The 15,761-nt window shown below is 63.0% G+C and carries 11 protein-coding genes; 1 reads left to right on the forward strand and 10 read right to left on the reverse strand.

The window, feature by feature from the left end:
• Positions 1-473: 473 nt before the first annotated feature.
• The 4 genes from glmM to U5A67_RS33595 form a co-directional block, all read right to left on the reverse strand.
• Positions 474-1,826, reverse strand: coding sequence for a phosphoglucosamine mutase (glmM, locus tag U5A67_RS33580; protein WP_321817729.1), 1,353 nt, complete (start codon positions 1,824-1,826; stop codon positions 474-476).
• 92 nt (positions 1,827-1,918) lie between these two features.
• The gene (gene folP / locus U5A67_RS33585) at positions 1,919-2,734 is read right to left on the reverse strand and encodes a dihydropteroate synthase (RefSeq protein ID WP_321817783.1); all 816 of its coding nucleotides are present in this window, start codon (positions 2,732-2,734) and stop codon (positions 1,919-1,921) included.
• A gap of 216 nt (positions 2,735-2,950) precedes the next feature.
• Entirely contained in the window at positions 2,951-4,843 is a 1,893-nt protein-coding gene (ftsH, locus tag U5A67_RS33590; RefSeq protein ID WP_205984158.1) for an ATP-dependent zinc metalloprotease FtsH, read from the reverse strand.
• Positions 4,844-5,062: 219 nt separating this feature from the next.
• On the reverse strand, positions 5,063-5,725 hold the full coding sequence (locus U5A67_RS33595) for an RlmE family RNA methyltransferase (protein WP_321817730.1): 663 nt from the start codon (positions 5,723-5,725) through the stop codon (positions 5,063-5,065).
• Between the two features lie 261 nt (positions 5,726-5,986).
• Between U5A67_RS33595 and yhbY the strand changes: the two genes are divergently transcribed.
• A complete protein-coding gene (yhbY, locus tag U5A67_RS33600) occupies positions 5,987-6,526 on the forward strand; it encodes a ribosome assembly RNA-binding protein YhbY (RefSeq protein ID WP_321817731.1) in 540 nt (179 codons plus the stop codon).
• Positions 6,527-6,626: 100 nt separating this feature from the next.
• On the opposite strand, the gene U5A67_RS33605 is transcribed toward yhbY, so the two are convergent.
• The 6 genes from U5A67_RS33605 to gloB all read right to left on the reverse strand — a co-directional run bounded on the left by U5A67_RS33605 (position 6,627) and on the right by gloB (position 15,750).
• Positions 6,627-7,088: a DUF4149 domain-containing protein gene (locus tag U5A67_RS33605; protein ID WP_321817784.1), complete on the reverse strand. Its 462-nt coding sequence runs from the start codon at positions 7,086-7,088 to the stop codon at positions 6,627-6,629.
• A 79-nt stretch (positions 7,089-7,167) separates the two neighbouring features.
• Complete coding sequence (gene greA / locus U5A67_RS33610) at positions 7,168-7,644, reverse strand: transcription elongation factor GreA (RefSeq protein ID WP_205984161.1); 477 nt, start codon at positions 7,642-7,644, stop codon at positions 7,168-7,170.
• A 208-nt stretch (positions 7,645-7,852) separates the two neighbouring features.
• Positions 7,853-11,107 (reverse strand): carbamoyl-phosphate synthase large subunit, encoded by a 3,255-nt coding sequence (carB, locus tag U5A67_RS33615; protein ID WP_321817732.1) that lies wholly within the window; start codon positions 11,105-11,107, stop codon positions 7,853-7,855.
• A 140-nt stretch (positions 11,108-11,247) separates the two neighbouring features.
• Positions 11,248-12,384 carry a glutamine-hydrolyzing carbamoyl-phosphate synthase small subunit gene (carA, locus tag U5A67_RS33620; RefSeq protein ID WP_321817733.1) on the reverse strand — a complete coding sequence of 379 codons (1,137 nt, stop codon included), beginning with the start codon at positions 12,382-12,384 and terminating at the stop codon, positions 11,248-11,250.
• A 693-nt stretch (positions 12,385-13,077) separates the two neighbouring features.
• Positions 13,078-14,733 (reverse strand): transglycosylase SLT domain-containing protein, encoded by a 1,656-nt coding sequence (locus U5A67_RS33625; protein WP_205984164.1) that lies wholly within the window; start codon positions 14,731-14,733, stop codon positions 13,078-13,080.
• 153 nt (positions 14,734-14,886) lie between these two features.
• Positions 14,887-15,750: a hydroxyacylglutathione hydrolase gene (gloB, locus tag U5A67_RS33630; RefSeq protein ID WP_321817734.1), complete on the reverse strand. Its 864-nt coding sequence runs from the start codon at positions 15,748-15,750 to the stop codon at positions 14,887-14,889.
• Positions 15,751-15,761 lie beyond the last annotated feature (11 nt).

Raw genomic sequence — 15,761 nt, forward strand, 5'->3', positions numbered from 1 at the left:
TGCCATCGCGAAGAGGGCGCCAGCAACGCCAGCGAGCGCGGTTTGCATCAATTTCATGAGACCTCCAGTGTGTGAGCGGATGAACGACAGGGCGAAGAATAGGGCCTCTTTGTGACAGTACCGTGACGATTCATGAAGCAGTCGTGACAGTACGATTACCGGCTGAAAGGCGGAGGAAGAATGAAGAAGGTGCTTACTTCAGGTGCGATAGCATCCGGCCTGCCAGCGCTGGCGCGCGCGGCGGCCCGTGGGGCGGGCGTTTGGCGGACTCGCGGGGTCGGACGCGTAGAGGCGTGCGCGACCGTTTGAAAGGCGTCTGAAACCAGCAGTTGAACGTTTGCTCCAACTGCAAAAAAATCGTTCCGTCAGATGGCTTTTGAGGGCCGAATCGGGAGGCTGCACAGCGAGGCGCGGCACCTTGTCGCAGACAAGATGCCGCTTTAATCCGCCATCGCGTCAGCCAGAGACTCCGATCAGGCGATAGCGCGCTTGACCGTCTCAGCGATCGATTCGGCGTAATGGAGCGTCTCGCGCTCCTCGCGCGCTTCCACCATCACGCGCAGGACCGGCTCCGTACCCGAGGCGCGGATCAGCACGCGGCCGCGGCCCTTGAGTTCGGATTCGGCAGCGGCAATCGATTGCTGGATATCGGCATTGCCCTTCCAGTCGGCGCCCTGCGCGATGCGCACGTTGATGAGCTTCTGCGGGAACAGCGTGACGCCGTCAAGCAATTGCGCAATGGTCTGGCCGCTGCGCTTCATCGCCGCGAGCACCAGCAGCGCCGAAACGATGCCGTCGCCGGTCGTATGGCGATCGAGCGAGAGAATGTGGCCCGAGCCTTCCGCGCCGATCTGCCAGCCGTGCTCGCGCAGTTGCTCCAGCACGTAACGATCGCCCACATTGGCGCGCACGAACTGCACGCCAAGGCGATCGAGCGCCTGCTCGACCGCGAGGTTGGTCATCAGCGTGCCGACCGCGCCTTCGACCTTGCCGTCGGTCGCAATGCGATCCTTGACCAGCACGTAGAGCAGTTCGTCGCCGTTATAGAGACGACCTTGCGCGTCGACGATCTGCAGGCGGTCCGCGTCGCCATCGAGCGCGATACCCAGGTCCGCGTGGTTCGCCCGCACCGCGCGCACGAGCGCATCGGGCGCAGTGGCGCCCACGCCGTCGTTGATGTTGAAACCGTTCGGCGACACGCCGATCGGAATCACATCCGCGCCCAGTTCGTGGAACACGTGCGGCGCGATGTCGTAGGCCGCGCCGTTCGCGCAGTCCACCACCAGCTTCAGGCCGCGCAGGCTGAAGGCCTGCGGGAACGTGCTCTTGCAGAATTCGATGTAGCGGCCACGCGCGTCGTCCAGACGGCGGGCGCGGCCCAGTTGCTCGGACGGCGCGCAATCGAGCGGCTGTTCAAGCTGCGCCTCGATCTGGGTTTCCACTTCGTCGGGCAGCTTGTTGCCGTCGGCCGAGAAAAACTTGATGCCGTTATCGAAGTACGGATTGTGCGAGGCGCTGATCACTACGCCCGCCGCGAGCCGCAGCGCGCGCGTGAGATAGGCGACGCCAGGCGTCGTCATGGGACCGGCGAGCATCACGTCGATGCCGGCCGCCGACAAGCCCGCTTCCAGCGACGCCTCGAGCATATAGCCCGAAATGCGCGTGTCCTTGCCGATCAGCACGGCCGGGCGCGGGCCCGACGCCGGTGCGGCCCCCGCGAGCACCTTGCCCGCCGCGTAGCCGAGACGCAACACGAAATCCGGCGTGATCGGCGCCACGCCGACCTTGCCGCGAACCCCATCGGTTCCGAAATAACGACGTCCCATACCTCAAACCTCACATTGATACTGTTGTATGGCGCCCGTGGGCCTGTCCTGCCCGGCCGCGCCCTGTTCTCTCAACGCCCTGCTACTGCTTTTTACTGCCCCGCCGCGCGCTCGGCCTCGCGCATGGCACCCCAGACCTTCAGGGCATCCACGGTCGGCGCGACGTCGTGCACGCGGATGATCGCCGCGCCCTTGTGCGCCGCACACACCGCCGCCGCCACACTGGCCGCGATGCGCTCCGGCGCCGGCCGGTTGATCAACGCGCCGAGCATCGACTTGCGCGACATGCCCGCGAGAATCGGATACGGTGCAACGCCCGCGCCGACTTGCGGCGCGCTGTCCTGCATACGCGCGAGCAAGGCGTAATTATGCTCGACCACCGACTTGCCGAAACCAAAACCCGGATCGACGCTGATGCGCGCCTTCGCCACGCCTGCCGCTTCGAGTTCGGCGCAACGCGCTTGCAGAAACTTGCGCACCTCGCGCACGACATCGACGTAATCGGGCTCGCCCACCTGCATGGTCTGCGGCTCGCCGAGCATGTGCATCACGCACAGGCCGCAGTGGCTGTCGCGCACCGCGTCGATCGCGCCCGGCATGCGAAAACCCCAGATGTCGTTGATCAGATCCGCGCCCGCCGCGAGCGCATGGCGCATCACTTCCGGCTTGTAGGTATCGACCGACAAAGGCACGTTCGCACCTTTGAGCTTTTCGACCAGCGGAATCACGCGTTCGAGTTCTTCGTCGAGCGGCACGGGCGGCGCGCCCGGCCGTGTGGACTCGCCACCGATATCGATGATGTCGACGCCATCGAGCAGCATTTGCTCGGCGCGGCGCTGCGCGTCGTCGAAGGCGATATAGCGGCCGCCGTCCGAGAACGAATCGGGCGTGGCGTTGAGAATCCCCATGACGAGCGGACGCTCGAAGGTCAGCGTGAAACGGCCGCAGACGAGCGGTTCGGGCAGATTACCGTGGGAAGTGAGCTTGGACACGTCAAGAAACGTCAGATGTGTAACGAAATGCAGCCACCCGCTGTGACGCGGAGGCGGCCAGAAATGCAAAACGGGCCGGTGTGAAGATCACACCGGCCCGCAACTCTACTCGATCTGGCGAACCGCAGCGGGTCAGGCCGGCTGGGTTGCGCTGCTGCCCGGCTTCACTTCGCTGCCCGTGCTGCCGCCCGAGGAAGACGCATCGCCTGCAGACGGCGAGCTCTTCGGCGAACGCGGCGGACGGCCGGCCATGATGTCGTTGATCTGATCGGCGTCGATCGTTTCCCACTCCATCAGCGCGGCGGTCATGGCTTCGACCTTGTCGCGGTTCTCGTCCAGCAGACGCTTGGCGAGGCTGTACTGCTCGTCCAGCACGCGGCGGATTTCCGCATCGACCTTCTGCTGCGTCGCTTCCGAAATCGCACGCGTGAAGCCCTTGCCGAACGGGCCGCCTTCGTTTTCGTCGTCGACGTAGACCATCGGTCCCATCGCATCGGTCATGCCGAAACGCGTCACCATCGCGCGGGCTGTCTGCGTTGCCTTGTTGAAGTCGTCCGAAGCGCCCGTGCTGATCAGGTTCATGAACAGCTCTTCTGCCACGCGGCCGCCGAACAGGATGGCCAGACGGTCAAGCAGATAGTCCTTCGAATACGTCTCGTTGTCGTGCTCCGGCAACTGCCACGTCACGCCCAGTGCGCGACCGCGCGGGATGATCGTGACCTTGTGCACCGGATCGGCCTTCGGCAACAGCTTGGCGATGACCGCGTGACCCGACTCGTGATACGCCGTAGCACGCTTGGCTTCTTCGCGGATCACGGCCGACTTGCGCTCCGGACCCATGAAGATCTTGTCCTTCGCGTCTTCGAAGTCCTGCATTTCGACGATGCGCTTGCCGCGACGCGCGGCGAACAGCGCCGCTTCGTTCACGAGGTTCGCGAGATCGGCGCCCGAGAAGCCCGGCGTGCCGCGTGCGATGACCGCTGCGTCCACGTCGTTGGCGATCGGCACCTTGCGCAGGTGAACCTTCATGATCTGTTCGCGGCCGCGGATGTCCGGCAGACCGACGTAGACCTGACGGTCGAAACGGCCCGGACGCAGCAGCGCCTTGTCCAGCACGTCCGAACGGTTGGTTGCCGCGATCACGATGACGCCCGAATTCGCCTCGAAGCCGTCCATCTCCACCAGCATCTGGTTCAGCGTCTGCTCGCGTTCGTCATTACCGCCGCCCATGCCGGCGCCGCGATGACGGCCGACCGCGTCGATTTCGTCGATGAAGACGATGCACGGCGCGTGCTTCTTGGCCTGCTCGAACATGTCGCGCACACGGGCCGCGCCCACGCCGACGAACATTTCGACGAAGTCCGAACCCGAGATGCTGAAGAACGGCACCTTCGCTTCGCCGGCGATGGCACGCGCGAGCAGCGTCTTACCGGTACCCGGAGGGCCGACCAGCAGCACGCCGCGCGGGATGCGCCCGCCCAGCTTCTGGAATTTTTGCGGATCGCGCAGGAAGTCGACGAGCTCGGACACTTCTTCCTTCGCTTCGTCGCAGCCTGCGACGTCGGAGAAGTTGACCGCGTTGTTGTTCTCGTCGATCAGACGGGCGCGCGATTTACCGAACGAAAACGCTCCGCCTTTGCCGCCTCCCTGCATCTGTCTCATCATGTAGAACCAGAACACGATGATGAGGATCGTCGGTCCGAGGTAGTACAGCGCGGAGACAAGCGCGTTCGGCTCTTCATCGGCCTTGCCGCTCACCTGAACGTTGTACTTCATCAGGTCGCCGACCATCCAGATGTCGCCCGGAGAGACGATCTGGTATTTCTGGCCATCGGCCGGAGTGACCGTGAGGTTCCGCCCCTGCACTACGACGCTCTTGACCTTGCCATTCTTTGCGTCGTCCATGAACTGCGAATAGGAAACGCCTTCCTGGACACGGGGCTTGTCGAACTGCTTGAACACCGTAAACAGCACCAGTGCGATCACCAGCCACACTGCTGCTTTCGAAAACATGTTGTTGTTCAAAGCACCACTCCTTCACTCATAGACGGGCGCCTACATTTGCCTTGCGACACCACCAAAGCATTCTAATCCAGTACGCAGGGCCCTGCCATAACGTTTCGCTAAGGCATAAATAGCCGATGCGCCTTGTCGGACAACGTCCCGAAGCTTATTCGGGCGAAACTTTACCGTCCTTGCAAGGCGCCTGACGCGCTGGAACCGATCCTTGCGTAATGCCCGAGGTTAACGGGGTCGCTTCAGATGTTTGCCCAATATAAACGTTTCGGACGATTTATCGCGCGAAGCTTTCGGCTTGCGCGCGGCCACGACCTTGAACTGATGCTTGAATTTCTCGACGATCTGGCTGTAACCACTGCCGTGAAAGCATTTTACTAAAAGGGCACCATCTGGTTTCAGATGATTCTGCGAAAATTCGAGCGCGAGATCGCAGACATGCTCGATACGCGCGGCATCCGCCAGCGCGACTCCCGACAGATTGGGCGCCATATCCGAAATTACAAGATCTACCGGACGACCATTCACGATTTCTTCCAGCTGCTCGAGCACGCTGTCTTCGCGGAAGTCGCCTTGCAGGAATTGCACGTCGGAGATCGGCTCCATCGGCAGGAGGTCGAGCGCAATGATCGTACCGTCGATACCGCCTTGACGTTGTTCGTCGCGTTTCGTGCCCTTCGCCAGCTTGTTGCGGGCGTACTGGCTCCAGCTGCCGGGCGCGGCGCCCAGATCGACGATGACCATGCCAGGACGGATCAGCTTGTCCTGCTCGTCGATTTCCTTGAGCTTGTAGGCGGCACGGGCGCGATAGCCCTCCCGTTGCGCCAGTTTCACGTACGGATCGTTGATATGGTCGTGCAGCCACGACGTATTGAAGCGGTTTTTTGCCATTAAAGATTGAACTCTTGCTGCGTGATGTCGCGCTTTTAGCGGATAATACGCGTTTAATTCGTGCGGCCGTCGCGGCCCGTGCGGCTATGTGAGCGTGTTTTCACCGCCACACCTGCCTTCACCAGCCCGCGCCACGCCGTTCTCCACGGTTTTCCGTTGTTTCCGACGCGCCTTTCGCCTTCCTGTGCGCCTGCCCCTCGTCTTGAGGTCTGACAGGCTGCCCGGCGAGCGCCGTCATTTTAGTCGAGTCTGCCACATCCCATGCCCGCCCTCACTCTTACCGCCGAACAGCGCTCCGAACTGCGTTCCCAGGCTCACGCCCTCAAACCGGTCGTGCTTATCGGCTCCGAGGGATTGACCGACGCCGTCCTGAAGGAAATCCAGGTCCACCTGGGCGCTCACCAGCTCATCAAGGTCCGCGTCTTCGGCGACGAACGCGAAGAGCGTATCGCGATCTACGAAGAAATCTGCGATCGCCTGAACGCCGCGCCGGTCCAGCACATCGGCAAGCTGCTGGTGATCTACAAGCCCGAAGAAGCCAAGCCGAAGACCACCACGGCTCGCGCCGGTGCCCGCGGCACGGTTACGCGCCCCACGGGCGATGTACCGAGCGCACGCGAAGCCGGCAAGCGCGCACCGCGCGTCGTGAAGGTCGTCAAGCCCAGCGACAACCCGATGCGCAAGCCGAAGGCGCAAAAGGTGACCGTCAAGGGTAACGAGCGCGTCACGCAAGGCGGCAACGTCAAGCGCGCCAAGAAGCGTCAGACCGGCTCGAAGCGCATTCACCAGGGTTCGAAATAATCCCTGGCGATACGCATCGCGGAATAAGAAAGCGCGGCCTTCGAGCCGCGCTTTTTTTCGCCCGATGCAGCCACAAGGCTGAACCAGGCGCCCTGAATACCTAGTTACGTCGCGCCGACGGCAGCAGCCACACGAGCCAGGCGCCCAGCAGGCTTTCGACCAGATAGAACACGCTCGAAATGCCGTGCAGCATGCCGAAGCGGCTCGCATAGGCCGAATGGGCGATATCCACGCCAGCCTGCAGCGCATTCATGCGCATGGCGTTCATGAACGGCTGCAAAGCGTAATAGCCGACCACCACGCACAGCAGCATGCCCACCAGCAGCCAGCGTAGGCGGCGATACCCCACGTCCCCGCGCCGCACGAACACGTTCGCGAGCACGAGCAGCAGCACGCCGCCGACCAGCCCGATCATGCCCTCGATGCGAAAGAGCTGCGCCGCCAGCGCGCCCGCCGTCATACGGTCGAGCGTGGTGAACAGCACCGGCGCCACCGCATAACCGATGGTGAGCTGGCTGCCCACCCACAGCATGGCGAGCAGCGCGAACAGGCGATGCGGCACCAGCGAGCCACCAGACTGCGCTGCGCGAATATCGGCGCTCACGTCATTTTTCACATCGTGACCCATTGATCGCGCCTCGTCAGACGTAGCGAACCTCGATGACTTCGTATTCGCGCACGCCGCTCGGGGCCTGCACGGCTGCGACGTCGCCTTCCGACTTGCCGATCAGTGCGCGCGCGATGGGCGAGCTCACCGAAATCAGGCCGTGTTCGAGATCGGCTTCGTCGTCGCCGACGATCTGGTACGTCACGGTCTTGCCCGATTCGAGGTCTTCGAGATCGACGGTCGAACCGAACACGATGCGGCCATCCGCTTCGAGCGTGGCCGGGTCGATGACCTGCGCGGCCGCCAGCTTCGATTCGATTTCAGCGATACGGCCCTCGATGAAGCCCTGCTTTTCCTTCGCGGCGTCGTATTCCGCGTTTTCCGAGAGATCGCCCTGCGCGCGCGCTTCGGCGATCGAATTGATGACCGCCGGACGCTCGACGGATTTCAGGTGTTGCAGTTCGCCGCGAAGCTGGTCTGCACCGCGCCTGGTCAAGGGAATCGTGCTCATAAACAACTCGTTCGGCCGCTTGGGGCCGTATTGATGCCGCATGCAATACAGATTGCGGCCATAAAAAAAATCACCGCGGTTAAGTGCATCCCGCGAGGGCGGCGGCGCATGCTGGCGCAGCCTGAAAACCCTGTTGGGACGCCGCTTAACCGCGGCACATTCAGCTATGTTTGCCTGCCTCGTTCGTATTGGACAGACAATCGAAGCCTTAGTTTAGGCGAGCGTGGAGGCCTTGTAAATCATAGACTTCCAGGTTCTTCAGGTAGCGCAGACCCTCGACGGCGGCGCGCGCGCCGGACATCGTGGTGTAGTACGTGACCTTGTTTGCCTGTGCGCTCATGCGGATCGAGCGCGAATCGGCGATCGCGGCGCGGGTTTCGTCGACGGTCGTGAAGACCAGCGAAATCTCGCCGTTCTTGATCATGTCGACGATGTGCGGACGGCCGTCCTTCACCTTGTTGACGACCTTGACCGGCACGCCGGCCGCTTCGATCGCGGCCGCGGTGCCGCGCGTGGCGACGATCGCATAACCGAGTTCGTGCAGCATGCGCGCGACTTCAACCGCCTTCGGCTTGTCCGAATCCATCACGGTGATGAACACCGTGCCCGATTCCGGCAGACGCGAACCGGCGGCGAGCTGCGACTTGAACAGCGCTTCGCCGAAGGTCTTGCCCACGCCCATCACTTCGCCGGTCGAACGCATTTCGGGTCCGAGCACCGGATCGACAGCCGGGAACTTGATGAACGGGAACACTGCTTCCTTGACGCTGAAGTACGGCGGCACGACTTCCTTCGTCACGCCCTGATCCGCCAGCTTCTGGCCGACCATCGCACGCGCCGCGATCTTCGCGAGCGGCAGGCTGGTTGCCTTCGAAACGTACGGAACGGTACGCGAAGCGCGCGGGTTCACTTCCAGCACGTAGATGATGTCCTTCTTCGAACCGTCATCCTGCGGAACCTGCTGGATCGCGAACTGCACGTTCATCAGGCCGACCACGTTCAGCGCCTTGGCCATCGCGCCGGTTTGACGCTTGAGTTCCGTGACCGTTTCCTGCGACAGCGAGTACGGCGGCAGCGAGCAGGCCGAGTCGCCCGAGTGCACGCCAGCCTGTTCGATGTGTTCCATCACGCCGCCGATGAACACGTCCGTGCCATCGGAGATGCAGTCCACGTCGCATTCGATCGCGTCGTTCAGGAAGCGGTCGAGCAGCACCGGCGAATCGTTCGACACCTTCACGGCCTCGCGCATGTAGCGCTCGAGGTCGCGCGGCTCGTGGACGATTTCCATGGCGCGGCCGCCCAGCACGTACGACGGGCGCACGACGAGCGGGTAGCCGATTTCGTCGGCCAGCTTGAGCGCTTCGTCTTCGGCGCGTGCGGTGCGGTTAGGCGGCTGGCGCAGGTTCAGGTCCTGCAGCAGCTTCTGGAAACGCTCGCGGTCTTCAGCGGCGTCGATCATGTCCGGCGAGGTGCCGACGATGGGCACACCGTTCGCTTCGAGGTCGAGCGCAAGCTTCAGCGGCGTCTGGCCGCCGTACTGCACGATCACGCCAACCGGCTTTTCCAGATCGACGATTTCGAGCACGTCTTCGAGCGTCAGCGACTCGAAGTACAGACGGTCGGACGTGTCGTAGTCGGTCGAAACCGTTTCCGGGTTGCAGTTGACCATGATGGTTTCGTAGCCGTCTTCGCGCATCGCGAGCGCAGCGTGAACGCAGCAGTAGTCGAACTCGATACCCTGGCCGATCCGGTTCGGGCCGCCGCCCAGCACCATGATCTTCTTGTTGTTCGTCGGGTTGGCCTCGCACTCTTCCTCATAGGTCGAGTACATGTAGGCGGTCTTGGTGGCGAACTCGGCCGCGCAGGTGTCCACGCGCTTGTAGACCGGGCGCACGTTCAGCTCGATACGGCGCTTACGCACGTCCGTCTGCGTGCTGCCCAGCAGCTTCGCCAGACGGCGATCCGAGAAACCACTCTGCTTGAGGTACTTCAGCTCTTCCTTCGAGAGGCTTGCCAGCGTGCGGCCGCCGAGCGCCTTTTCCTTCAGGATGATCTGTTCGATCTGCGCGAGGAACCACGGGTCGATCGCGGTTTCTTCGAAGATCTCTTCGCGCGTCATGCCCACGCGGAATGCGTCGCCCACGTACCAGATGCGGTCCGGACCGGCTTCGCCGATCTCGCGGATGATCTCGTCGCGGCTGGTGGTTTTTTCGTCCAGACCGTCGACGCCCACTTCCAGACCGCGCAGCGCCTTCTGGAACGATTCCTGGAAAGTGCGGCCGATTGCCATCACTTCGCCGACCGACTTCATCTGCGTGGTGAGGCGCGGGTCGGCTTCGCGGAACTTCTCGAACGCGAAACGCGGAATCTTGGTGACGACGTAGTCGATGGTCGGCTCGAACGAAGCCGGGGTCGCGCCGCCGGTGATTTCGTTCTTCAGCTCGTCCAGCGTGTAGCCGACGGCCAGCTTCGCCGCAACCTTGGCGATCGGGAAGCCCGTGGCCTTCGAAGCCAAAGCGGATGAGCGCGACACACGCGGGTTCATTTCGATCACGATCATGCGGCCCGTGCGCGGGTCGATCGAGAACTGGACGTTCGAACCGCCCGTGTCCACGCCGATTTCGCGCAGCACAGCCAACGAAGCGTCGCGCAGGATCTGGTATTCCTTGTCCGTGAGCGTCTGCGCCGGCGCGACCGTGATCGAGTCGCCGGTGTGGATGCCCATCGGGTCCAGGTTTTCGATCGAGCAAACGATGATGCAGTTATCCGCCTTGTCGCGGACCACTTCCATCTCGTATTCCTTCCAGCCGAGCAGCGATTCTTCGATCAGCAGTTCGCGCGTAGGCGACAGATCGAGACCGCGCTTGCAGATCTCTTCGAATTCTTCGCGGTTGTACGCGATACCGCCGCCCGAACCGCCGAGCGTGAACGACGGGCGGATCACGACCGGATAGCCGCCCGTGCCGGTCTGCTCGGCGATTTCGCCTTGCACCTTGAGCGCTTCTTCCATCGAATGCGCAACACCCGATTTCGCCGAACCGAGACCGATCTTGGTCATCGCGTCCTTGAACTTCTGGCGGTCTTCGGCCTTGTCGATGGCTTCCGGCGATGCGCCGATCAGCTCGACGTTGTACTTCGCCAGCACGCCGTGGTGGTGCAGGTCGAGCGCGCAGTTCAGCGCGGTCTGGCCGCCCATCGTCGGCAGGATCGCGTCCGGGCGCTCCTTCTCGATGATGCGCTCCACCACTTCCCAGGTGATCGGCTCGATGTAGGTGACGTCGGCCGTGTTCGGGTCGGTCATGATCGTCGCCGGATTGCTGTTGACGAGGATGACCTTGTAGCCTTCTTCACGCAGCGCCTTGCATGCCTGCGCGCCCGAATAATCGAACTCGCACGCCTGGCCGATGATGATCGGACCCGCGCCGATGATGAGAATGCTCTTGATGTCTGTCCGCTTGGGCATAACGCTCTCGCTAAATATTCCTGTGTCTTTTACGTCTGACGGCTCGCTGCCTGCCTTGCTTGCCGCCCGGGTGCGCGCGTGGGCCGTTTTTTAGACAGCTCGCTGCGCACCCTGCTCTGCTCTTTCCCGTCAGGCGCGGCTTACGCCTTCGCCTTGTCCATCAACGCCGTGAAGCGATCGAACAGATAGCCGATGTCCTGCGGACCCGGCGACGCTTCCGGGTGACCCTGGAAGCAGAATGCCGGCTTGTCGGTCAGCTCGAAACCTTGCAGCGTGCCGTCGAACAGCGACACGTGCGTGACGCGTGCGTTCGCGGGCAGCGTGGCGGCGTCCACCGCGAAGCCGTGGTTCTGCGACGTGATGACCACGCGGCCATCGGTCAGATCCTTGACCGGATGGTTCGCGCCATGGTGACCCGTCTTCATCTTGAGCGTCTTCGCGCCGACGGCGAGGCCCATGATCTGGTGACCCAGGCAGATGCCGAACGTGGGGATGCCGCGCTCGATGAATGCCTGCGCCGCCTTGATGGCGTAGTCGCACGGTTCCGGGTCGCCGGGGCCGTTCGAGAGGAACACGCCGTCCGGGTTCAGCGCGAGCGCGTCTTCAGCAGTCGATTGCGCCGGCAGGACCGTAACGTCGCAGCCGCGCTCGGCCAGCATGCGCAGGATGTTCTGCTTCACGCCGAAGTCGAATGCGACGACCTTGTACTTCGGCGCCGATTGCGTGCGGTAGCCTTCGCCCAGACGCCATTCCGTGGTGTTCCACGGGTACGACTTGTCCGTCGAGACGACCTTCGCGAGGTCCATGCCCGCGAGGCCCGGGAACGAGCGTGCGAGTTCGATGGCTTTGGCTTCGTCGTCCGAACCTGCGAGGATCGCGCCGCTCTGCGCGCCCTTGTCGCGCAGGATACGCGTGAGCTTGCGCGTGTCGATACCGGCGATGGCAACCACGCCTTCGTCCTTCAGGTACTGACCGAGCGTGCGGTCCATGCGGAAGTTCGAGGCGAGGACAGGCAGATCACGGATGATCAGGCCGGCGGCATGGACTTTCGTGGCTTCGACGTCTTCGGCGTTGACGCCGACGTTGCCGATATGCGGATACGTGAGGGTGACGATCTGACGAGCGTAGCTCGGGTCGGTCAGGATTTCCTGATAACCAGTGATGGCCGTGTTGAACACGACTTCACCGATCGTATGGCCCGGCGCGCCGATCGAGTAACCACGAAAGACCGTGCCGTCGGCGAGCGCGAGCAGAGCGGGAGAGAATGACGGCAACACGGGAGACTCCTTGGGGGAGCACCCTTGTGCCGACCTGTTGTCCGACGTTGCGATCTTGCGACCTGGGTGCGGCTGCGGCGTCGGCATCGACATCGTTAGATGGGATGCGCGCGCGGCTCGCACCTTACGCGGCTATTCCGTGTCGTGGGGCTCGCAGTGAACTGCGTCGGGCGCCTGCCAGAATGGAGCGTTTGTGACGCTTGATCGGGCGGCAGCCAGCCTTCGATGGGGAAAGCGCGGGCGGCGGATGAACGGATGGGGGGAGGTAGGCGCTAGGGTGCGGGTTGATAAGCTCAAACCTTCGAATTATAGCGTGAAAACACCTATTTCTCCAAATTTCGAGATGACGGTTGTGTGAAACGCGGTGCCAAATCTGCCGACAATTTCGTATCGCGTCCGACAGCGCCGTCGGCGTTTCGCGAAGATCCGGTACTCGTCTTGCACCGCTCTTCACTATAGACGCCCTTCACGTGGGCGCCAGCGTGGCAATTTGGGGTCGGCCGAGGATGGCCTGTTGTGGACAGCCAGTTGCGCCCTGCTCCCGGCACCACCAATCGGCACCACCAATCGGCGGCACCAATGAAAACGCCGCCACCCAGCCGGGTGACGGCGCGAGAAGAGCTTTAAAGTGATCGGAGCGAAACCACCATGCGTTGCCCCCGCAACGCATGGCTGAGCACCCTCAGCCAGCCGCTATTTGGACGACTTGTGTTTCTGCGTGTGGGTTTCGGCCTTCGGGCGGCTCGCCGCACCCTTCGACGCCTTGCTGGGCGCTGCGCCGGAAGACTTTGCCTTGACCGGTTCGGAAACCTTGACGACTTCCGTGTGCGCGCGACCGTGTTTCTTATCATAGCGCGACTTCGAGCCCGACTCCGCAACGCGCGTACCAATACGCTCCACACCTCCGCCAGAGACGTTGGTGGCGAGGCGTTCCGGCCCCGGCTCGCTCGGCATCGACTTGCCCACCGGCACGTGCAGCACGAGCACCTGGCCCGGCGCCACCGCGTCGCGGCGCGTCTTGTTCCACGCCTTAAGCTGGCCAACCGAGACGCCATAACGGCTCGCGACCGTTTCCATCGACTGCTTGCGACGCACGCGGATCAGCATCTTGCGCGTGTCGGGCACGTCCGGCTCCATGGCGAGCACGGCGCTTTCGGCCACATCGGCGCTGATGTCTTCGTCGTCGGCGTCGTCGGTGCGCGGCACCACGAGCGTCGAACCCGGCTTCAGGCGCATGCCCGCCGGAATCTTGTTGACCGACATGAGCGTGTCCGCGTCCACGCCGATCTTCTGCGCGATGGCCGCCGGCGTGGCGCGCGAGTCGGTGGTGTAGACGGTCCACGAAGAAAGCTGGCCCGAATACGACTTCAGGTTGCGCTCGAACGCGCTGGCGTTATCGAACGGCAGCAGGATCTGCGGATCGGTCGCGCCCAGAATGACGGGCTTCTTGAACGACGGATTGAGCGTGCGGAATTCGTCCGGCGTCATGTTCGCCAGTTTAGCGGCGACATCCACGTCGATATCGTGCGAGGTGGTGACGGTGACGAAGTACGGGTGATTCGGGATGCTCGGCAGCGTGAGACCGTATTGCTGCGGGTTCATCACGATATTCTTGACCGCCTGCAGCTTGGGCACGTAGTTACGCGTCTCGTTCGGCATGCGCAGGCTCTGGTAGTCGGTCGGCAGACCGGCGGCCTGGTTGCGCGCGATCGCTCGCTGCACATTGCCTTCGCCCCAGTTGTAGGCGGCCAGCGCCAGATACCAGTCGCCGAACATGTCGTGCAGGCGCGAGAGGTAGTCGAGCGCGGCGCTGGTCGAGGCCAGCACGTCGCGGCGCTCGTCCTGCCACATGTTCTGCTTGAGGTTGTAGGTCTTGCCCGTGCCCGGCACGAACTGCCACATGCCCGCAGCCTTCGCGACCGACAGCGCCTGCGGGTTATAGGCCGATTCGATGAACGGCAGCAGCGCCAGCTCGGTCGGCATATGGCGCGCTTCGAGTTCTTCGACGATGTGGTACAGATATTTCTGCGAGCGCTCGGTCATGCGCGCGACGTAGTCCGGACGCTGCGCATACCACTGCGCATTCATGTCGACGAGGTCGCTTTGCAGGTCGGGCATCTGGAAGCCGCGACGGATGCGACCCCAAAGGTCGGCATCGGGGCTCGTAAGCTGGTCGACCGAGCCTTTATCGACGTTAATCGTTTCTTTCGCGGCGGAAGTCTTGCGGATGGCGTCGGCGCGTGCCTGGGGATCGGCGGGAGAAAGTGAACTGGCTGAATCCGCGTTGGGTCCCCCGCTCGCACAGGCGGCGAGCATCAGGACCAGCAGCGCGCTTAGGATAAATCGCATGAACGTCAACTTGCAATGGCTGGAATTTGCAGCCGATAGTACGGAACGCACACGTTTCCGTCAATCGGATTAATTGGAAAAAAACCATGCAAATCCACGGCTTGGATCACGTTCCATACGTTTGGGTTGAGCATACCCACTTGCTTTGGCGGGTTAGCGGAATCTGTTCTTCCACTCGCGCATCAGCGTGAATGCGGCAAGCCGGTCGGGCACCGTTTCGTGCAGCGCTTCAGCGAGCGTTGCCTGGACGGCCGGTTCATCGGCGCGCAAAAATGGGTTCACAGCACGCTCGTGCGCGATCGTGGTCGGCAAGGTCGGCACGCCGCGTTCGCGCAGGGCGGCGGCTTCGCGGCTCCAGGTTTGCAGCGCGGCGTTATCGGGATCGCAGGCCAGCGCGAAGCGGATATTCGACAGCGTGTATTCGTGCGCGCAGTGCACCTGGGTCGCGCCCGGCAGCGCCGCGAACGAGTCGAGCGACGCCAGCATCTGCGCGGGCGTGCCTTCGAACAAGCGGCCGCAGCCGCAGGCGAACAGCGTGTCGCCGCAGAATAGATGCGGCACGCCCTGGGTACCGATCGTATCCGCGTCCTGAAAATAAGCGATATGCCCGCGCGTGTGGCCGGGCACGTCCATGACCTTGAAATCGAGCGCAGGGGGATCCAGATGCACGGCGTCGCCGCCCTTCACGCGCGTGACGACCGCATCGAGCGGGCCGAGCGCCTCGCCGGACGGGCCGTACACGGGCACGCGCTCATCCGAAAGGAGATCCGCTACCCCGCCGACATGGTCGTTGTGATGATGGGTGAGTAAAATAGCGGCGAGCCGCCAGCCGCGTTTAGCGAGATATGCACGAACCGGCGCGGCGTCGCCCGGATCGACGGCAACGGCATTGCGGCCGTCCGACACGACCCAGATGTAGTTATCTTCAAAAGCCGGAACCGGTACGTATTCGAGTGCTGCGGCGGGACGGGCGGCCGGGCCGTGCTGCGCCGGCGCGTGCTCAAGCGGACTCTTCATGGGGCGACGTA

Source organism: Paraburkholderia sp. J69-1, from assembly GCF_905220255.1.
Classification (GTDB): Bacteria; Pseudomonadota; Gammaproteobacteria; order Burkholderiales; family Burkholderiaceae; genus Paraburkholderia.